This is a genomic window from Streptomyces sp. NPDC023573 (genome assembly GCF_055559735.1).
The window spans coordinates 54,680-72,789 of the sequence record NZ_JBVHKB010000006.1; the positions used below are offsets into that span (position 1 = coordinate 54,680).

An 18,110-nucleotide genomic window follows, 5' to 3' on the forward strand; every position below is an offset into this window, starting at 1 on the left:
GGTCGCCGTCCCGTGTCAGGCCTCCAGGCCGTAGAGGGTGAACTCCTCCCAGGAGCCGGTGATCTCGGCCGAGCGAGCGCGCAGCGCGTACTGAAGGGAGCCGGTGTAGCTGTTCTCCATGGCGACGAAGAGCCCGTTCAGCGTGGACTGCAGCGCGAAGCGGTCCAGGCTCTCGTTGTAGTAGAGGAAGAACTGCTCCCAGCCGCCCACACTCGTCGAGCGGGCGCGCAGGATGTTCTGCGCGTTGCCGGTGTAGTTCTTCTCGACCGCCACATAGCGGTCGTTCGCCAGCGACTTCAGCGCGACCGTCTCGGTGGCCTCGTCGAATTCGAAGGCGAAGCCTTCCCAGCCGCCGCCCACCTGGGCGGAACGGGCCCGCAGGGCACCGGTGTTCGGGGCCGCGTAATTGACCTCGGTGGCGACGAACTTCTCGTTGCGGGCCGACTGCAGGGCCAGGAGTTCCGGCTCGGCAGCCGCGACGGAGGCGCTGCGGCCCGCGGTGAGCGGGGCCCGCAGGGTGTCCGCCGTGTCGGCGATGTGCCGCAGTCCGGCACCGTCCACAGCGACCCAGCCACTGGGTACCGGAGCCGCATCGGCCTGCGGCGCGGCTCCGGCCGCCGGTACGGCCAGCGCGGAGGCCGCAACAAGGGCGCTCAGGGAAAGAATAACGGACGTGATGCGTCGCACAGGTCTTCCTCACTTGTCGTCGAAGAATTTCGGGCCTGCGGGACAAAGGGTTCGCCATGGTGCACGCCCGTTTTCGTTCGGCGGAATCGTCGAATGAACGGCACGGCTCCCGGCGTGCGCCGTCAGCCGTCTCCACGGCATGACGGAGCAGCAAACCCCCTGAATTCCCCACCCCGAAACTGCTGTCCACGCCCCTCCCTGGGCGTTTCGGCAGCCACTCCGCCGCTCGGCGAAGTGGGCTCAGCGTAACGGTGCGACGTGATCTCTGGAAATGAATTCAGGGGATTATGTGCGGTTCTGGAAAAGGCCCCACTGAATTACCGATTCCGCGGCATTCCGTTAAGGTAGGTGAAACTCTCCGTTTGCCGAGTGGCTCATGGTGCGTGGGTGACCTCCAGCGGCGCGAAGCCGATGCGGGTCGTCGCACCGTCCTCGGCCCACCGCACCGCGACCTTCTCCCCGTCCACGTCCACCCCGCTCACCGCCGCGCCGAGAGGCCCGGGATCCGCCTCTCCGGTGAGCGAGGCCAGCGCCACCAGCACCTCGGTCCCCTCCACGTCGGCACCCAGTCGCGGCAGCACGGCCCACCGCGTGAACGCCGTGCCCTGCGGAGCCCGTACGTCCTCCTGCTCCGGCCAGCCGTACAGACCGTGCAACGCGGAACGCACCGGACCCTGGGGGTCCGTCGCCCAGCCCGTCAGTTCGGCCCGGGTGCCGGCGGGCGCGCCCAGGACCCGGTGCACCCGCAGTTCGTACCTGCCCCGGACGACCGTGACGCTCTCCACCCGCAGCCCCGGCACCGTCGGCGGGCCCTCGGCGAAGACGGGACGGTGCCAGGACGCGGCCCAGCCCCAGCCCTCGCCGTGCCCCGCGCCCAGCGGACGGATGCGGACCCGGCTGCTGCGGGCCCCACCGACCCGTACCGACAGATGGTTGTCCGCGGTGTTCGCGGCCGCCGTCGGACCGGTGGCCGTCGAGTACGCGAGGCGCGCGTAGAGCGGGTCCGACACATCCGCCGTCTCGCCCTCGTGCGGCCGGACGTGGTCACTGCCGTGGTTGTGCAGCCGCACCACGCCGTCCGCCCGGGTCGACTGCACCAGCAGTCCCGGCGACGGCAGCGCCAGCACCCGGTCCGGGCCCTCGCTCGGGGCGGGCTCCTCGTCCGCCGTCCACAGCGGGTGCTCCGCCGGGGCGAGCAGGGCGACGAACGCCTTCGACGCCCAGTACGGCGACGACGGCCCCGAGTACACCTGGAGCGTCGCCTCGTGCGGGCCGTGCCATCCCAGGCTCAGCAGGCCGTCGTCCCCGGCCGACCCACGCTCCAGGAAGTACCGCAGCGAACCGCTGACCAGTCGGCGCGAGACACCCGGCGCCAGCGGGGTGTGCCCGGACACGGCGCCCATCGCGACCGCAGCCCCCGCCGCGAAGCGGTAGGTGAGGGAGCGTCCGAAGTGCAGCGGGGAGCCGTCCGCGCCGAACATCAGCGAGAAGCTCTCCAGATGTTCGCCCAGCCGTGCCCCGTAGTGCGCGGACAGCTCCGCGTCGCCCGACAGGTACGCGTCCAGCACCGGATACAGGTGCAGCGCCCAGCCGTTGTAGTGGTCGAAGGCGCGCCCGTCCCCGTCGGCGTACCAGCCCTCGCCGCTGTACCACCCCTCCAGCAGGTCGAGTGCCCGCTGCCGGGCACGGGCCGTCTCCGCGTCGCCCCGGCCCACCGACTCCAGGAACCCGGCGACGGAGAAGGGGAAGAGATACCAGTTGTTGGGTGCGGGCGTGTGCCGCAGCGCGCCCCGCAGCCACTCCTCCGCACGGTCCTGCGTGAGGGCGTCCAGCCGGTCCCACAGCCACGGCCGGGTGAGCCGCAGCCCGATGGCCACCGAGGCCGACTCCACCATCGGCTGGCCGAAGACGGTGTGGTCCAGGATCAGCGGCCAGGACTCGGCGTCGTCCCGCCCGGGCGAGCGCGTACCGGCGGTGAGCCCGTCGGCGTACCGCTCCAGCCAGTTGTGCGGGTCCTTGCCCTCCGCGCCGGCGACCCGGAACGCGGCGGTGAGGAACGAACGGGCATAGCCCTCCAGGCCGTCGGACCGGACTCCGGAGCGGGAGGGGCGGCCCGGCAGGTCGAGGAGGGCCCGGCCGGGGGTGGCCCACTCCCAGGCGGCAGCCAGCAGCCCGTCCGCCACGGCTTCCCAGTGGCCCCGGGTGTAGCCGGTGTACGGGCTCAGCGCGCGGTCCTCGGAGGGGAGCTGAAAGGGGGTGGTGGTCATGCGAGAAACGCCAGCCTTTCGCGTCGTACGGGATGGATGAAGCCGTCGCCGGCGGCCCACCGGGCGACCTCGCCGACGGCCAGATCGGCCAGCCGCCGCAGCTCGTTGCCCTGCGAACCCGCGAGATGGGGGGTGATGAGCGCGTTGTCGCAGTCCCACAGCGGATGGCCGGCCGGCAGCGGGTCCGGGTCGGTGACGTCGAGCACCGCCCGGATCCGGCCGGCACGCAGTACGCCGGTGAGCGCGTCCTGGTCGACGACCGCGCCGCGGGAGGTGTTGATCAGCACGGCGTCGGGCCGCATGGAGGAGAGCAGCCCGCGGCTGACCAGCCCTGTGGTCGTGGGCAGCAGCGGGGTGTGGACGCTGACCACGTCGCTCTCCGCGAAGAGTCCGGCCAGGGAGACGGGGCGGACACCGAGCCCGGCTGCCTCCTCGTCCGTGACGTACGGGTCGTGGAGCAGCACCTGAAGGTCGTACGGCCGGAGCAGTTCGATCACCCGTCGGCCGATCAGGGAGGCGGACAGGATGCCCACCGTGCGCCGGTAGTTGCCGACACCGTGCGGCATCGCGAGCCAGTTGTCGCGCATGCGGGAGGCCCGGTACTCCCCGGCCCGCTCGATGACACGCTTGCCGGACAGCAGGATCATCGCGACGGTGTACTCGGCGACCGGGAGCGCGTTGGCCGCCGCGGCCGACGACACCTCGATGCCCCTGTCCCAGCAGGCGTCGGTGACATGGCCGCGTACCGAGCCCGCCGTGTGCACGACGGCCCGCAGCGCCGGAGCGGCGGCCAGGACACCCGCGTGGACCGGCGGGCACCCCCAGCCGGTGATCAGGACCTCCGTGTCCGCGAGTACGGCCCTGGCCTCCTCGGTCGTGAAGTCGTCGATCGCGGGCAGAGGCGCGAGATCGCACACCTCGGCCAGCGCCGCCAGGGCGTCGGGGGAGAGCACCGCGGCTGCGGCTTCCGCTCCCATGGCGAGCGCGGCGCGCGGCCGGCGGGGGGCGGGGGGAGTGCTGGGCATGGTTCTCCTGTGCGGTGGTCCGGGCGGGGCGGCACGGTTATTTGACGGCACCCGCCGTCAGTCCGGACCGCCAGAATCGCTGGAGCAGGGCGAAGGCGAGGATCAGGGGCAGCACCGCGAGCAGCGAGCCCATGACGACGACGGGGTAGTACTCGGGGGACACGGACGCGGCGCTGTTCCAGGAGTACAGGCCGAGGCTGACCGGATACAGGTCCTGGTCGGAGAGCATCACCATGGGCAGGAAGAAGTTGTTCCAGATGGCGGTGAGCTGGAACAGGAACACGGTGACCAGCCCCGGCCCCAGCATGCGGAGCGCCACCCGGAAGTAGGCGGCCAGCTCGCCCGCGCCGTCCATCCGCGCGGCCTCGAGCACCTCGTCGGGCACGTACCCCTGGCTGAAGATCCGGCCGAGATAGACACCGAACGGATTGAACAGGACGGGGATGAACACCGCCCAGAAGGTGTTGACGAGACCGGCGCCCGAGGCCATCAGGTAGAGCGGCAGGGCGAGCACGGTCTGCGGCACCATGACGGCGGCCAGCACCAGGCCGAACAGCTTCTCCTTGTGGGCGAAACGGTACTTGTCGAAGGCGTAACCGCAGGCGACGCTGATCAGCGCGCCCAGGGCCGCGCCGAGTACCGCGTACAGCAGGCTGTTGCCGTACCAACGGCCGTACAGCCCGCCGTCCATGGCGAAGAGGTCCTTCATGTTCTGGACGAAGGAGAAGCCGCTCGTCGACAGGATGTCGCTGCTGAACAGGGCGTCCCTGTCCTTGGTGGAGGCGAGCACCAGCCACAGCACCGGCAGCAGCGTGTAGAGGACGGAGACGAAGACCACCAGGTTGACGACGGAGCGCCCGAGGAGCCGGGGCCGCAGGGGCGAGGCGGTGCGGGACACGGTCGGCGCGCTCATCGGGAGCCCCCATCGGCGGAGTTGGCGCGGTTGGTCCAGCGGGTGACGCCGTAGGAGAGGGCGATCGTGCACAGCAGCAGGATGACCGAGGCGGCAGCCGCGAGACCGTAGTTGTTGCGGGTGAAGGCCGCGTCGTAGATGTACATGCTGGGTGAGAAGCGCGAGTTGATCATCGGGGTCGACTGGCTGAGCAGCATCGGCTCGGTGAAGAGCTGGAGCGCGAAGATCAGCGTGAACATCGCGACCATGACGATCGACGACCGCACCAGCGGGGCCTTCACCTGCAGTGCCGTGCGGACCGGGCCCGCGCCGTCGACGACCGACGCCTCGATGACCTCGCGGGGGACCGCCTGGAGGGCGGCGTAGAACACGACCATGTTGTAGCCGAGGTTGCTCCACAGCGCGATGTTCACGATGGACGGGAGCACCATGTGCACTCCGAGGAAGTCGACCGTGATGTCGGCGCTGCCGAGCAGGTCGATGACCGGACTGATGCCGGGGGTGTACAGATACAGCCAGATCAGAGCCGCGATGATGCCCGGCACGGCGTGCGGCAGGAACAGGGCGAGCTGGACGGTGCCCCGCAGGCGGACCACCCCGGAGTCGAGCAGCAGCGCCAGCACGAGGGCGCCGATCACCATCAGCGGGATGTAGACCACGCAGTACAGGGCGACGACGCCGAGACCGCTGAGGAACGTCGGGTCCGCCAGTACGGCGACGTAGTTGCGGAGCCCGGCGAAGACCGTCCGCTCCGGGCCGAAGCCGAGCCCGGGCTGGTCGTCGCTGAAGAAGCTCAGATAGACGGCCGTGCCGACCGGGATCAGGAAGACGGTCGCCAGAAGGACGAAGAACGGGGTCATCAGGACGCCGCAGGCGCCGAGTTCACGACGCCGGGCGGACCTGCGGGAGCCGGGCGCCGGCGCGGCGGCGGCCGGGCTCGCGGGCGTCGGCCGGGCGGGGGCGTCCGCCGGTACGGACACAGGGGTGGCGCTGGTCATGGTGTCACCTGCCTCTCTGCTGCTGGGAACGGGATGCTGATCGTCTGTCAGGTGGAGCGCCGGGTGGTGGAGAGACCGAGCGCCCTGAGGTCCGGCATGGTGCCCTCCTCCGCCGCCCGGACCGCTCCGAGGATGGATCCCTGGCCACCGCTCGCCCGCGCCAGTCCGTCCTTCATGAGCCTGCCGGTGGCCGTCATGCGGGGGCCCCAGATCCAGCCCGGGCGGATCTTTTGCGCCTCCTGCTCGAAGAGGGTGTAGATGTCCTGCCCTCCGTAGTAGGCCGGTTCGAACGCCTTGCGGCCCACCTCGACGAGGCCGGGCGCGGCGGGGTACTGACTGCTCGCACCGCTGGAGAGCCGGGCCCGCAGCGCGTCCGGGTGCGAGACCTGCCACTCGATGAACTCCATGGCGGCCTCCGGGTGCACGCTGTCCTTGGTGATCGCGAAGGTCGAGCCGCCATGGGTCCCGACACCGGGATCGGCCGGGTCCCACTGAGGGCTCGGCGCGAGTGCCCACTTCCCCGTCTGCTTCGGCCGGGCCTTCATCTGGGCACCGGCGTCCCACGCGCCGCTGAGCCGGCTGAGCACCAGGCCGTCGCCGATCTGGACATCGCTCTGACGGCTCTCCACCGCGTTCATGAAGACCAGGTCCTGGTCGGTCAGCCGCTGCCAGAAGGCGGCCACCCGCCGGGTGGGCGCGTCGGCGAGCGAGACGTTCCAGGCGCCGCCCGCCGTCTCGAACCACTGGGCGCCCGCCTGCCACGCGAACGCGGCGAGGTGCGTGTCACCGTCCGTCGGGAAGAGCGCCATACGGCGGTCACCGCCCTTGTCCCGTACGGTCCTCGCCGCTTCCTCGAAGTCTTCCCAGGTACGCGGGACGCTCAGCCCGTACCGCTCGAAGAGGTCGGTGCGGTAGTGCAGCACCATCGGTTCTATGTCGAGCGGGACGCTGAACACCCGTTTCTCGAAGGTGGTCAGCCCCAGGGCCTGCGGCAGCAGTTTCGACCGCAGCCCCTCACCGACCAGGTCCGTGATGTCGCGGCAGACCCCGTCGATGGCGAACCCGGGGACCTGCGGGTATTCGAGGGTGGCGATGTCCGGGGCGTTGCCGGCCCGTGCGGCGCTGCTGAGCTTGGCGTAACCGCCCTGCGTACCGGACGGGACCTGCTGGTAATCGACCTCGATGGTGTCGTGCCCGCGGTTGAACGCGTCCACGACCTCCTGACCGCCCCGCAGGGCGGACCAGAAGGTGATCCGCGTCTTCCTGCCGGTCCTGCTGCTTACGTTCCTGCCGGTACTGCTCGTACCGCCCGATCGTGTGTCTCCGTCACCACCTCCGCAGGCGCTGAGCGCGCCCGTCAGAGGCAGTGCGGCGATCGTGGCGAGCACGGATCGACGGCTCTGTCGACCAGGCATGTGCGCCTCCTGCGGCTCCTGATTCGAGACACGGGAATACTGATCGGCTGATCGGTACCGGTCAATAGATCGATCAAAAGAAGATTGAAGTGCTCAAACGATCAGTCATCGGTGCGGGGCAACTCCCGCGTCGAACCGCGAACTTCGAGGCGGGGAAGCAGCTCCACCCTGCGCACCGGACCGGGCGCGCCGGCCGGCTGCGCCAGCCGGTGCAGGAGCAGCTCCGCCGCCGCCCGTCCGATCTCCGCCCTCGGCGGAGCGACCGCGGTGAGGGCGGTGCTGCCCAGCGCCGCGACGACGTCGTCGTACGCCACCACGGAGCAGTCCCGCGGCACCCGGATCCCGTGCTCCGCCAGCCGCTGCACCAGCATCAGGGCGTCCTCGTCACCGTGCAGGACGGCGCCGGTCACGCCGCGCTCCCTCAGCAGCGCGGTGAGATCCGGGACCGCTTCCCGTGTGCCGGGCTCCCCGGGGCCCGCGTTCGGGGAGCTGAGCACCACCGACCAGTCCTCCACCTCGGGCCGGGAGGCGGCTATGTCGGTGAAAGCCGCCCGTATCGAGCGCGCCGTCGGGCTGTCGTTCCTCGCGGCGAGGACGAGCCGGCGGTGGCCGAGCGAGATCAGGTGGTCCACGGCGAGGTGGATGCCGTACCAGTGGTCGGAGCACACCGAGTCCAGCGCGTGCAGCGCGCTGCCGGGCCGGGGCCGCCGCTCCATCAGGACCGTCGGCACCTCCAGCTCGGCGAGCCAGCCGTAGTCCGCCTCCTCGCCTGCGGCGCTCCGCCACCGGGGGGCGATCAGCAGGCCGCGGGCCCCGCCTGCCAGCGCCCGCTCCACCTGCGGCCGTTCCGCGCCGGCCGCCTGCGGGGCGATGTGCAGGGTGATCCGCGACCCGGCCTCCTCCAGGGCCGTCCTGGCGCCGTAAAGGGTCTCGTAGAGATACGAATGCCGCTCCGGGACGACCAGGGCGATCGCGGCCCCTTCCCCGGCCGGCTCCCCGCCGCGGGCGGCCGGCACGGCCGCGGCCGTGCCGTCGTCCCCCACCGGCCGGACCACCCCGTGCCCGCGCCGCAGCATCCCCGTCCTGGCCAGCTCCTCCACGTCCCGCCGGAGCGTGACCGCCGAGACGTCCAGCTCGTCGGCGAGCGAACTCACCTTCACGGCACCGCGTGCGTGCACCACCGCGAGAATGCGCTTGCGCCTCAGCTCAACCGGCTCCCGCATGCTGGCCCCCTTGCCTACCGCTGTGCGATGTTCGTTTGAACGTTTCTCTGAGTGATCGCAGCATAGCGAGGGACCACTGCTCGGGGCGCTCGCGGAAGGGAACGATGATCGGCCGAGAGGAAGATGCGTCTACCATCTGATCCGGAATGGACACCATCACACTGTGGCCAATGGCCGCGCTCGCGGCGGCCTCCCTGCTCGTCGGCTTCTCCAAGACGGCCGTCAGCGGCGCCAACACGATCAGCCTCGCGGTCTTCGCGGCCGTACTGCCGGCCCGCGAATCGACCGGAGTGCTGCTCCCGATCCTGATCGCCGGTGACATCCTCGCCGTGCTGGTCTACCGTCGGCACGCCCACTGGCCGACGCTGCTGCGGCTCTTCCCCGCCGTCGCCGCGGGTGTGGTGGCGGGCACCGTCTTCATGCTGTGGGCCGACGACGAGGCCGTGGCCCGCTCGATCGGCGCGATCCTGCTCTTCATGGCGGGCGTCACCCTCTGGCGCCGGCGTGCCCGCCCCGAGGCTCCCGCCGCGGAGGGGGAGGACACGGACGAGCCCTCGCGCGGGGGGCGCCTCAAGGCCCGGACCTACGGGGTGCTGGGCGGCTTCACGACCATGGTCGCCAACGCGGGCGGCCCCGTGATGTCGATGTATCTGCTTTCCGCGGGATTCCGGAAGCTCGGTTTCCTGGGCACGTCGGCGTGGTTCTTCCTGATCGTCAACACGTCCAAGGTGCCCTTCAGCGTGGGACTCGGCCTGATCGACGCCCAGTCGCTGATGCTGGACGCCGCCCTGGTGCTGTTCGTCGTCCCGGGCGCCTACCTCGGCCGCGCCTGCGTCGGCCGGATCAACCAGAAGCTCTTCGACCGCATCGTCATCGGGGCCACCGTCCTGGGCGGCCTCCAGCTGCTGCTGCGCTGAAGACCGCCCGGGGGAGCGGGCGTCAGACGATGCCCTCGGCGATCTCCGCCTGCTCACGGGCGTTCCCGTACGCGGCCGGGGTGCTGTACGAACGGCGCGCGACGAACCACCACACCGTGGCCAGGACCAGCACGGCGACCAGGGCGATCGACGCGTAGTTCATCGAGTCGATCGTCACCGGCGAGGACTGCGGCAGCAGGAACAGCACCGTCACCACGGCGACCCACCCCACGGCGATCCAGCCGATCGGCTTCGACCAGCGGCCGAGGTGCCAGGGTCCGCGCTCGAAGCGGTCCCCGGCGCGCAGCTTCAGGTAGATCGGGATGGCGTACGCGGGCGTGATCCCGATGACGTTGATCGCCGTGACCGCGCCGTACGCGGTCGCGGAGTACAGCGACGGCACCGCCAGCAGCGCCGCGACACCGACGGAGAGCCACACGGCGGGCACCGGGGTCTGCGTACGGGCGCTCACCTTGCGCCACAGCGCCGAGCCCGGCAGCGCGTTGTCCCGGCTGAAGGCGAAGACCATCCGGCTCGCCGCCGCCACCTCGGCGTTGCCGCAGAACAGCTGGGCCGCGATGACGATCAGCAGCATGGCCGTGGCGCCCGCCGTCCCCAGCGAGTCGATGAGGATCTGGGCGGGCGGGACCCCGGTGGCACTGTTCTGGGTGCCCGCGTAGTCCTGGATGGCGAAGGTCAGGCCTGCCAGCAGGACGAACCCGGCGATCCATGAGACCCAGATCGCGCGGACGATGCCCTTGGCCGCCGTCACCGAGGCGTTCGAGGTCTCCTCGGACAGGTGGGCCGAGGCGTCGTAACCGCAGAAGGTGTACTGCGCCAGGAGCAGACCGATCGCCGCCACGTAGATGGGGTTCTCCCAGCCGGTGTCGTTGACGAACTCGGTGAAGACGAAGGACGGCGACTGGTGGTTCGCGGGCACGATCGCCAGCACCGTCACGATCACGGCGACACCGGCCAGGTGCCACCAGACGCTGATCGAGTTGAGGACACTGACCAGGCGCACCCCGAAGAGATTCAGCACGGCGTGCAGCAGCAGGATGCAGAGGAAGATCACCATCGTGGAGCCCGGGGTGGGATCGAACCCCCACTGCAGGTTGAGCAGAGCGCCCGTGAACAGTGCCGCCCCGTAGTCGATGCCGGCGATCGCGCCCAGCAGACCGAGCAGGTTCAGCCACCCCGTGTACCAGCCCCACTTACGGCCACCGAGCCGGTCGGCCATGTAGTAGAGAGCCCCGGACGTGGGATACGCGCTGGTGACCTCGGCCAGGGCCATGCCCACGCAGAGCACGAACAGGCCCACGCCGGCCCAGCCCCAGAGCATCACCGACGGGCCGCCGGTCGACATGCCGAAGCCGTACAGCGTCATGCAGCCGGACAGGATCGAGATGACGGAGAAGCTGATCGCGAAGTTGCCGAAGCCGCCCATGCGACGGGCCAGCACCGGCTGATAGCCGAGCTCGCGCAGCCGCTGCTCTTCGTCCTGGTGCGGCGTGGACTCCGTGCTCGACGGGGTCGAGGCGGATATGGACATGGAGACGACCTCCAGGTGGGGGGAAGGGGGACGGGATAGTCGTGCGGAGGGGTGCGGTCCGGTCAGCCGTGCGGCTGGCTAGGGCCCGGCGGCCAGACAGCGGTTCCGGGCCCGGAGGAAGACGTCCTCGGCACCGGCCGGGTCCCGCGGCGTACGGGTGCGGTGAGCCCAGGGGACGGACGTGTAGTACGGGCCCATCGCCCGGAACACCGGGGCGGCGTCGGCGAACCGGAGCGAGCCCCACAGCGCGTGCGCCAGGTGATTGAGGTCGAGCAGGGCCCGGGCGGCCGGGTCGGCCGCGTCGAACCAGACGCGCAGGGCGCGCCGGGCGTCCCGCTCGCCGTCCTCGGTGACCCAGTGCAGGTCCAGTGCTCGCTCGTTGCCGTGCTCGCGCCGGTAGCGCTCCACCCGGACGTACAGCGGCAGCACATGGAGCGCGGAGCCCTCCGGGGCGGAGGAGGCGGCCCACTGGACGAAGTTGACCGCCTCGGAGAGCGTGCCGCCCGGCTGTCGCGCATAGACGAACTGCAGCATCCGGTGGTAGGCCTCACGATTGAACGGATCGCGCTTGTCCGCCTCCGCCAGCAGACCCCACGGCCCCGGGAACAGCATCGGGCCCGGCGGCAGCAGGCGGTGCTCCTCCAAGCGCTGGCCCTCGTCGAGCTGCGACAGGGCGAGGAGACAGACCCACGGCACAGGATCCGCGGGCGAGGCGTGCGCGGCGGAGCGGCACCCTTCCCACGCCTCCTGCCACAGCTCCTGGGCCCTCGGGTGTCTCTCCCGGTGGGCGCGGACGGCGCGTTCCACCGTCACCCGGGCGTGCATCACTGCCGCCGCCACGCTCCGGGGCTCCTCGGCCAGCCAGGCGTGCACGGTGTCGGAGCCCGCCGCGACGGCCGCGAGGACCTGGGTCCGCTGGGTCCACAGCGCCCAGTCCGGTGTGCTCTCCAGCAGATTCCGCATGGCGAGCCAACGGCCGGTGCGCAGGTCCTGCAAGGCCACACGCAACGCGTGGTCGTGCCCCGCGGGGTGGTAGACCGGCCGGAAGTCACCGGTAGCCATACAGGCGCCCCGCCCCCGAACGCGTGGTGAGGGCGGGGCGGTGAGCCGGGCACAGCGGCGCGGCACAGGTTCTTCTCGTCATGAATCCTCAAGAAACGTGGGGGGTTGGGCGCTTCGGTCATGAACTACCGTTGGTCATCGTCCGGTTGTTCACTCGGCCGTGAGTGTAGAGCGCCGCGGGCACGCCTGCCGACGACTGTGCGGATCTTACTCAAGTGGCCCACTTCGACCGGATGTTGATGTCCTCCGGCGGCTCCGGGCAGGATGGCCCGGAAGGGGTTGACGCGGGGCCGTGGTCTGCACGACTGTGGGCCCAGGGATCAAATGATCACGATTCCGCCCGGATCCGGGCGGCCGGCACGGCTGGAGCGTGCGTTGACAGAGCCGGTGCTCGCCATCGACCAGGGGACGTCCGGGACCAAAGCGCTGGTGATCTGCCCCGAGCGCGGTGTGATCGGTTCCGGTTCCGCCCCCGTACGCCCGCGGTACGGCGCAGGAGGCCTCGTGGAGGCCGACCCCGCCCAGCTGCTCGGGTCGGTCCTCGACGCCGGCCGGCAGGCGGTCGCGGACGCCGCCGAACCCGTGGCGGCCGTCGGGCTCGCCAACCAGGGCGAGACGGTGCTGGCCTGGGACCCCGCGACCGGCCGGCCGCTCACCGACGCCGTCGTCTGGCAGGACCGGCGTGCGGAGGGGATCTGCGGCGCCCTCGCCGCACACGGTGACGAGCTGAAGCGTCTCACCGGGCTGCCGCTCGACCCGTACTTCGCCGCGCCCAAGATGGCGTGGATCCGCCGCGAGCTGACCCGGGAGGGTGTCGTCACGACCAGCGACTCCTGGCTGGTCCACCAGCTCACCGGAGCCTTCGTCACCGACGCGGCCACCGCGGGACGCACCCAGCTGCTCGGCCTCCACGACGTCGGCTGGTCACCCGACGCCCTGGAGGTCTTCGGACTGTCCGGCGAACGGCTGCCCACGGTCGTCGACTGCGCCGGACCGGTCGGCACCACCACCGCGTTCGGCGGAGAAGTCCCCCTCACAGGCCTGATCGTCGACCAGCAGGCCGCCCTGCTGGCCCAGAACGCACTCCGACCCGGCCAGGCCAAATGCACCTACGGCACCGGGGCGTTCCTCCTCGCCCAGACCGGCCGCCGGCCCAGCACCGGCTCCACCGGCCTGGTCAGCTGTGTCGCCTGGCGCCTCGGCGGGCGGACGGACTACTGCCTCGACGGACAGGTCTACACGGCGGCCTCGGCCGTGCGCTGGCTCACCGGCCTCGGGGTGATCTCGGGAGCCGAGGACCTCGACCCGGTGGGCGCCTCGGTCGACAGCACCGGGGGAGTCACCTTCGTCCCCGCCCTCGCCGGCCTCGCCGCGCCCTGGTGGCGCAGCGACCTGCGCGGCTCCGTCACCGGCCTCGGCCTGGACACCACCGCCGGCCACCTGGTCCGCGCCCTCTGCGAGGGCATCGCCGCACAGGTCGTCGCCCTGGCGGACGCCGTCGCCGCCGACCTGGACGCCCCGCTGACCACGCTGCGGGTCGACGGCGGCCTGACCCGCTCCGCCCTCCTCATGCAGACCCAGGCGGACCTGCTGCAACGGCCGGTCGAGGTGTCGGCGCTGCCCGACGTGACCGCCCTCGGCGCCGGCGTCGTGGCCAGGCTCGGGCTCGACCCGCGGCTGGCGCCGGGCAGCGCGACCCCCGAGTGGCGGCCCTCCGCCGTGTACGAACCACGTATCCGCCCCGAAGAGGCGTCGGAGCGCCTCGCCGGCTTCCGTTCCGCGGTGGACAGCCTGCTGGAGCGCGCATGACCGTCACCCTCACCACCACCGGCCCGCTGCCCACGGGGCAGGACACGGAGGACGCGTACGACGTGACCGTCGTCGGCGCGGGCGTCGTGGGCACGGCCATCGCCCGCGAACTCGCCCGCTACCGCCTGCGCACCGCCCTGGTCGACGCCGCCGACGACATCGGCAACGGCACGTCGAAGGCCAACACCGCGATCCTGCACACCGGTTTCGACGCCGTCCCCGGTTCGCTCGAGGCCCGCCTCGTACGCGAAGGCCGGGACCTCCTCGCGGACTACGCCGCCGAGACCGGCATCCCGGTCGAGCGGGTCGGCGCCCTCCTGGTGGCCTGGGACGAGGACCAGCTCGCCGCGCTGCCCCGCCTGCGGGCCAAGGCCGAACGCAACGGCTACCACGCGTCCCGCCTCATCGGCGCCGACGAACTGCGTGCCGCCGAACCGCATCTGGGACCCGGAGCGCTCGGCGCCCTCGAAATCCCCGACGAGAGCGTCATCTGCCCCTGGACCACCCCGCTCGCCTTCGCCACCCAGGCCGTACGGGCAGGCGTCCACCTGCACCTGAACTGCCGGGTGCGGGACATCGTGAGCGACGCCGGAGGGCACACGCTCACCACCTCACGCGGCCCGCTGCGGACCCGCCACCTCGTCAACGCCGCCGGGCTGCACGCCGACGAGATCGACCGGCTCCTCGGCCACGACGTCTTCACCGTCACCCCTCGCCGAGGCCAGCTCATCGTCTTCGACAAGCTCGCCCGCGGACTCGTCGGCCACATCCTCCTGCCTGTCCCCGGCCCGGCGGGCAAGGGCGTCCTGGTCGCCCCGACCGTCTTCGGCAACGTCCTCCTCGGCCCCACCGCCGAGGAGCTCGACGACAAGACCGCCACCGGGTCCACCGCCGACGGCCTGGACCTCCTGCGCGAGAAGGGCCACCGCATCGTGCCCGCGCTCCTCGACGAGGAGGTCACCGCCGTCTACGCCGGCCTGCGCGCCGCCACCGGACAGGAGGACTACCGCATCCAGGAGTACCCCGGACTGCGCTACGTCGTCGTGGGCGGTATCCGCTCCACCGGTCTCACCGCGTCCATGGCGATCGGCCGCCACGTCATGGGCCTGCTGGCCGCCACCGGCCTGGACCTCACCGAGCCCCGCCCGCTGCCGCCGCTCACGATGCCCAACCTCGGCGAGGCGCACCCCCGCCCCTACCGCGATGCCGCCCTGATCGCCGGGGACCCGGCGTACGGCACCCTCGTGTGCCACTGCGAACAGGTCACCCTCGGGGAGATCCGGGACGCGCTGTCCTCCACGGTCCCGCCGCACTCCCTGGACGGCCTGCGGCGCCGCACACGCGCCCGTGGCGGCCGGTGCCAGGGCTTCTACTGCGGCGCCGCCGTCCGCGCCCTGTTCGAGGAGACGCGGCCATGACCGGACCCGCACGCGACATCGACGTCTTGATCATCGGCGGAGGCCCCGCCGGCCTCGCGGCCGGAGCCGAGCTCGCCGCGGCCGGAGCGGGCCGGGTGGAGATCCTGGAACGCGAGCAGGAGGCGGGCGGGATCCCCCGCCACTGCCTCCACGGAGGATTCGGCGGACGCCTCGAACGGGCCGCCCACGCATGGGCGTCGGCCACCGGAGCCGCGTACGCCCGGGCAGGGACGACCGGACCCGCCTACGCCCGGCGCGGTGTGGCCGCGGCCCTGCACGCGGGCGCCGAGCTGCGCACCGGAGTCACCGTCACCGGCTGGGCCGGGCCCCGCACCGTCGAGACCACCGGGCCCGCGGGGCTCGAGCGGATCACCGCACGGGCCGTCGTCCTCGCCACCGGCGCCCGTGAACGGCCGCGCAGCGCCCGCCTGATCCCCGGCACCCGGCCGCCCGGCGTCTACACCACCGGCGAACTCCAGCAGGCCGTCCATCTGTACGGACAGCGGATCGGCACCAGGGCCGTCGTCGTCGGTGACGAGCCCGTCGGGCACGCGGCCGCCGCCACCCTGCGCGCCGCCGGGGTCCACGTCGTCGCCATGGTCACCGACCGACCGCCCCGGCCCGTCCGGCTGCGGAGCGGGCACACCCCGCTGCTCACCGCCGCCACCGTCACAGGGCTCACGGGCAGGACCCGGCTCTCCGGGGTGGCCCTGCGGCACGACGACGGCCGCACCACCACGCTGCGCTGCGACACCGTCGTCCTGACCGGCGACTTCGTACCCGACCACGAACTGGCCAGGCGCGGTGGCATCCTCCTCGATCCCGGCACCCGGGGACCCGCGTACGACGCCGCCTTCCGCACGTCCCGGCCGGGCGTCTTCGCCGCCGGGAACGTGCTGCACGCCGTCGAGCGCGCGGATTTCGCGGCCCAGGAGGGGCGGGCCGTGGCCGTGCCCGTGCTGCACCGCCTGGCCGGCACCGACGAACCGGCGGGCGGCGGCCGACGCCTGGTCGTCGACGCGCCCCTGCGATGGATCGCCCCCAACGTGACCGGTCCCCACGGCGCGCGCCCGCAGGGGGACCGGTTCGTCCTGCGCACCGCACGACGGCTGTCCCGGCCGCTGCTCGTCGTCTCGCAGGACGGGCGCGAACTCCACCGGCAGCGGCTCCTGTCGTCCGCCGTCCCGGGCAGGCCGTTCCACCTGGCGGCCGACTGGACCGACCACGTCGACCCGGACGGGACGTCCGTACGGATCAGCGCGCTGACGGCAGGCCGGGGCTCGCTCAGGGAATGAGCAGCCAGTCGGCGCCGACGGCCGCCACCAGGCCGACGCCCAGCAGCCAGCTGCCGAGCCGGGTGCGGCCGTTCCTGCTGAGCTCGATCACCACACCGCAGAGGATGAGCGCGAGCCCGTACACCCCGACGACCAGGACCGACGAACGGCTGGCGATCCGGAGAGCCAGGACGACGGCCATCGCCGCCATGCCCACCGAGGAGAGAACGATGCGCAGCCGCCGCGCCTGACGCGGAGTGAGTCTCCGCTCCCGCGCCGCGGCCCCCGGTATCGCCTCGGGGCTCTCGCCCGGCTCCTGGTCCTGCTCTTGCCGGTGGTCCTGTTCCTGGTCCTGGTCAGAAGTGCTCATGACGCCGGATCGTAATGGCTGCGCACCGTGGTGTTCGCCGGACCGGGGGATCCCGGGGCGGTCAGGCGATCGACGCCGACACGATCGCGGACACCGCCAGGTTGCAGGCCGCCGTCACCCACACCGCCGGGTGCGGCTCCCGCTCCACCAGCGTGGCCCCCAGCTTTCCGGGCGTGACCAGGTCGACGACGAGGAAGGCCACCGCCATCATGATCAGACCGAGCAGCCCGAAGGCGGCCGTCGAGGCGAGCCCCTTGCCGAAGTCCTCGTACGTCGTCCAGATCGACGTGAACACGATGCCGCCGATGCCCAGCAGCGCCGAGCTGAGGAGCAGCGCCGCGTTGCGGTTGCGCTCCTCCCATATCTGCCGGCCGAGCTTGCCCGGTGTCAGGGCGTCGATCAGAAATATGCCGAGAACGAGCAGTACGACGCCGAGGGCCCCGTACGCGGTGGCACGGCCGAGGCCGTTGATGATGTCGGTCATCGGGGCGTCCGTTTCCTGAGCGAGTGGTCGAAGAATGGAACGTGAACCTGACCGGCGTGATCGACACGCCGTCAAGAAGTAGCAAAACCTACCCCATTCGGGTTCTCACTCCCCGGGCCGGTCTCCCCGCCGCAACCGGGGCGCCTCAGCGGCCGCGTCCACGGCCGGTGCGCCCTCCTGGGGACCGCTGGACCCCTCCGCGCCCCCGGGACGGGCGGGGTCCACCCGGCCCGCCAGCTCCCGCGCCCAGCCGATCAGCCCGTCCACCCCGATTTCGTGCGGATCCGACGCACGGAACCCGTCGACGGCCGCCGCACCCCGCCTCAACAGCCGTGCCCCGCCCGCCGTGTTGCCCCGAGCGGCATGAGTCAGCCCCACCGCCATCTGCGCGAGGCCACGCCACAGCTCGCGCTCCGCGTCCGGACCCGACTTCCAGGCGTCCTCGAACACCTCATGGGCATGGAACGGCATGCCCGCGTCCAGCAGCCGCTGGGCCTCGCGCACCGTCTCGTCGGGGGAGCGCACCACCCCCTCGGGTTGCCGCTCCACCCCCGGAGCCCCGTAGGGCAGGGGGCGCCCCAGCCCGTCCCGGGGGCGCGCATTGCGCGCCCGCCCTTCCTCGTCGCGGTCCCTGCGAGATTCGTCCACCCCCCGATTGTGCCTCGCACCTGCGGAGAACCGCGGGAACCCTGTTCT

Annotated in this window: 16 protein-coding genes; 4 read left to right on the forward strand and 12 right to left on the reverse strand. The window is 71.9% G+C overall.

From position 1 onward, the window contains the following. Positions 1-15: 15 nt before the first annotated feature. The 7 genes from ACZ32T_RS20355 to ACZ32T_RS20385 form a co-directional block, all read right to left on the reverse strand. Complete coding sequence (locus ACZ32T_RS20355) at positions 16-678, reverse strand: fascin domain-containing protein (protein ID WP_467368548.1); 663 nt, start codon at positions 676-678, stop codon at positions 16-18. Positions 679-1,061: 383 nt separating this feature from the next. Beyond that, positions 1,062-2,954 (reverse strand): DUF2264 domain-containing protein, encoded by a 1,893-nt coding sequence (locus ACZ32T_RS20360; protein ID WP_467368125.1) that lies wholly within the window; start codon positions 2,952-2,954, stop codon positions 1,062-1,064. Then, a complete protein-coding gene (locus tag ACZ32T_RS20365; RefSeq protein ID WP_467368127.1) occupies positions 2,951-3,979 on the reverse strand; it encodes a hydroxyacid dehydrogenase in 1,029 nt (342 codons plus the stop codon). Before ACZ32T_RS20365 ends, ACZ32T_RS20360 begins: the two co-directional genes overlap by 4 nt. A gap of 37 nt (positions 3,980-4,016) precedes the next feature. Further along, positions 4,017-4,892, reverse strand: a complete 876-nt coding sequence (locus ACZ32T_RS20370; protein ID WP_467368129.1) for a carbohydrate ABC transporter permease — start codon at positions 4,890-4,892, stop codon at positions 4,017-4,019. Continuing rightward, the gene (locus tag ACZ32T_RS20375) at positions 4,889-5,890 is read right to left on the reverse strand and encodes a carbohydrate ABC transporter permease (RefSeq protein ID WP_467368131.1); all 1,002 of its coding nucleotides are present in this window, start codon (positions 5,888-5,890) and stop codon (positions 4,889-4,891) included. Before ACZ32T_RS20375 ends, ACZ32T_RS20370 begins: the two co-directional genes overlap by 4 nt. 47 nt (positions 5,891-5,937) lie before the next feature. Further along, the gene (locus tag ACZ32T_RS20380; RefSeq protein ID WP_467368133.1) at positions 5,938-7,305 is read right to left on the reverse strand and encodes an ABC transporter substrate-binding protein; all 1,368 of its coding nucleotides are present in this window, start codon (positions 7,303-7,305) and stop codon (positions 5,938-5,940) included. A gap of 101 nt (positions 7,306-7,406) precedes the next feature. Next, positions 7,407-8,528 (reverse strand): substrate-binding domain-containing protein, encoded by a 1,122-nt coding sequence (locus ACZ32T_RS20385; RefSeq protein WP_467368135.1) that lies wholly within the window; start codon positions 8,526-8,528, stop codon positions 7,407-7,409. A gap of 146 nt (positions 8,529-8,674) precedes the next feature. On the opposite strand from ACZ32T_RS20385, the gene ACZ32T_RS20390 reads away from it, so the two are divergent. Continuing rightward, the gene (locus tag ACZ32T_RS20390; RefSeq protein WP_467368138.1) at positions 8,675-9,445 is read left to right on the forward strand and encodes a sulfite exporter TauE/SafE family protein; all 771 of its coding nucleotides are present in this window, start codon (positions 8,675-8,677) and stop codon (positions 9,443-9,445) included. A 22-nt stretch (positions 9,446-9,467) separates the two neighbouring features. Here the strand turns inward: ACZ32T_RS20390 and ACZ32T_RS20395 are convergent, their stop codons facing one another. Further along, complete coding sequence (locus ACZ32T_RS20395; RefSeq protein ID WP_467368140.1) at positions 9,468-10,997, reverse strand: amino acid permease; 1,530 nt, start codon at positions 10,995-10,997, stop codon at positions 9,468-9,470. A gap of 78 nt (positions 10,998-11,075) precedes the next feature. After that, positions 11,076-12,059: a hypothetical protein gene (locus ACZ32T_RS20400; RefSeq protein WP_467368142.1), complete on the reverse strand. Its 984-nt coding sequence runs from the start codon at positions 12,057-12,059 to the stop codon at positions 11,076-11,078. A 375-nt stretch (positions 12,060-12,434) separates the two neighbouring features. Between ACZ32T_RS20400 and ACZ32T_RS20405 the strand changes: the two genes are divergently transcribed. The 3 genes from ACZ32T_RS20405 to ACZ32T_RS20415 are packed head-to-tail and all read left to right on the forward strand — an operon-like array spanning position 12,435 to position 16,581. Continuing rightward, positions 12,435-13,868, forward strand: a complete 1,434-nt coding sequence (locus ACZ32T_RS20405) for an FGGY family carbohydrate kinase (RefSeq protein WP_467368145.1) — start codon at positions 12,435-12,437, stop codon at positions 13,866-13,868. Then, complete coding sequence (locus ACZ32T_RS20410) at positions 13,865-15,286, forward strand: FAD-dependent oxidoreductase (RefSeq protein WP_467368147.1); 1,422 nt, start codon at positions 13,865-13,867, stop codon at positions 15,284-15,286. The genes ACZ32T_RS20405 and ACZ32T_RS20410 overlap by 4 nt, the downstream gene beginning before the upstream one ends. Next, complete coding sequence (locus ACZ32T_RS20415) at positions 15,283-16,581, forward strand: FAD-dependent oxidoreductase (protein WP_467368149.1); 1,299 nt, start codon at positions 15,283-15,285, stop codon at positions 16,579-16,581. Before ACZ32T_RS20410 ends, ACZ32T_RS20415 begins: the two co-directional genes overlap by 4 nt. On the opposite strand, the gene ACZ32T_RS20420 is transcribed toward ACZ32T_RS20415, so the two are convergent. From ACZ32T_RS20420 to ACZ32T_RS20430, 3 genes are all read right to left on the reverse strand, one after another. Then, on the reverse strand, positions 16,571-16,930 hold the full coding sequence (locus ACZ32T_RS20420; protein ID WP_467368151.1) for a hypothetical protein: 360 nt from the start codon (positions 16,928-16,930) through the stop codon (positions 16,571-16,573). The two genes, ACZ32T_RS20415 and ACZ32T_RS20420, sit on opposite strands and share 11 nt — an antisense overlap. Positions 16,931-16,991: 61 nt before the next feature. Continuing rightward, the gene (locus ACZ32T_RS20425; RefSeq protein ID WP_356715627.1) at positions 16,992-17,414 is read right to left on the reverse strand and encodes a DUF350 domain-containing protein; all 423 of its coding nucleotides are present in this window, start codon (positions 17,412-17,414) and stop codon (positions 16,992-16,994) included. Positions 17,415-17,519: 105 nt separating this feature from the next. Then, the gene (locus ACZ32T_RS20430; RefSeq protein WP_467368154.1) at positions 17,520-18,062 is read right to left on the reverse strand and encodes a DUF309 domain-containing protein; all 543 of its coding nucleotides are present in this window, start codon (positions 18,060-18,062) and stop codon (positions 17,520-17,522) included. Positions 18,063-18,110 lie beyond the last annotated feature (48 nt).

Bases quoted from the DNA above. Each gene is read 5' to 3' on its own strand.
- ACZ32T_RS20390 (WP_467368138.1), top strand. From the start codon at position 8,675: ATGGACACCATCACACTGTGGCCAATGGCCGCGCTCGCGGCGGCCTCC.
- ACZ32T_RS20360 (WP_467368125.1), bottom strand. From the start codon at position 2,954: ATGACCACCACCCCCTTTCAGCTCCCCTCCGAGGACCGCGCGCTGAGC.
- ACZ32T_RS20385 (WP_467368135.1), bottom strand. From the start codon at position 8,528: ATGCGGGAGCCGGTTGAGCTGAGGCGCAAGCGCATTCTCGCGGTGGTG.
- ACZ32T_RS20425 (WP_356715627.1), bottom strand. From the start codon at position 17,414: ATGACCGACATCATCAACGGCCTCGGCCGTGCCACCGCGTACGGGGCC.
- ACZ32T_RS20410 (WP_467368147.1), top strand. From the start codon at position 13,865: ATGACCGTCACCCTCACCACCACCGGCCCGCTGCCCACGGGGCAGGAC.
- ACZ32T_RS20400 (WP_467368142.1), bottom strand. From the start codon at position 12,059: ATGGCTACCGGTGACTTCCGGCCGGTCTACCACCCCGCGGGGCACGAC.
- ACZ32T_RS20370 (WP_467368129.1), bottom strand. From the start codon at position 4,892: ATGAGCGCGCCGACCGTGTCCCGCACCGCCTCGCCCCTGCGGCCCCGG.
- ACZ32T_RS20365 (WP_467368127.1), bottom strand. From the start codon at position 3,979: ATGCCCAGCACTCCCCCCGCCCCCCGCCGGCCGCGCGCCGCGCTCGCC.
- ACZ32T_RS20380 (WP_467368133.1), bottom strand. From the start codon at position 7,305: ATGCCTGGTCGACAGAGCCGTCGATCCGTGCTCGCCACGATCGCCGCA.
- ACZ32T_RS20415 (WP_467368149.1), top strand. From the start codon at position 15,283: ATGACCGGACCCGCACGCGACATCGACGTCTTGATCATCGGCGGAGGC.
- ACZ32T_RS20395 (WP_467368140.1), bottom strand. From the start codon at position 10,997: ATGTCCATATCCGCCTCGACCCCGTCGAGCACGGAGTCCACGCCGCAC.
- ACZ32T_RS20375 (WP_467368131.1), bottom strand. From the start codon at position 5,890: ATGACCAGCGCCACCCCTGTGTCCGTACCGGCGGACGCCCCCGCCCGG.
- ACZ32T_RS20420 (WP_467368151.1), bottom strand. From the start codon at position 16,930: ATGAGCACTTCTGACCAGGACCAGGAACAGGACCACCGGCAAGAGCAG.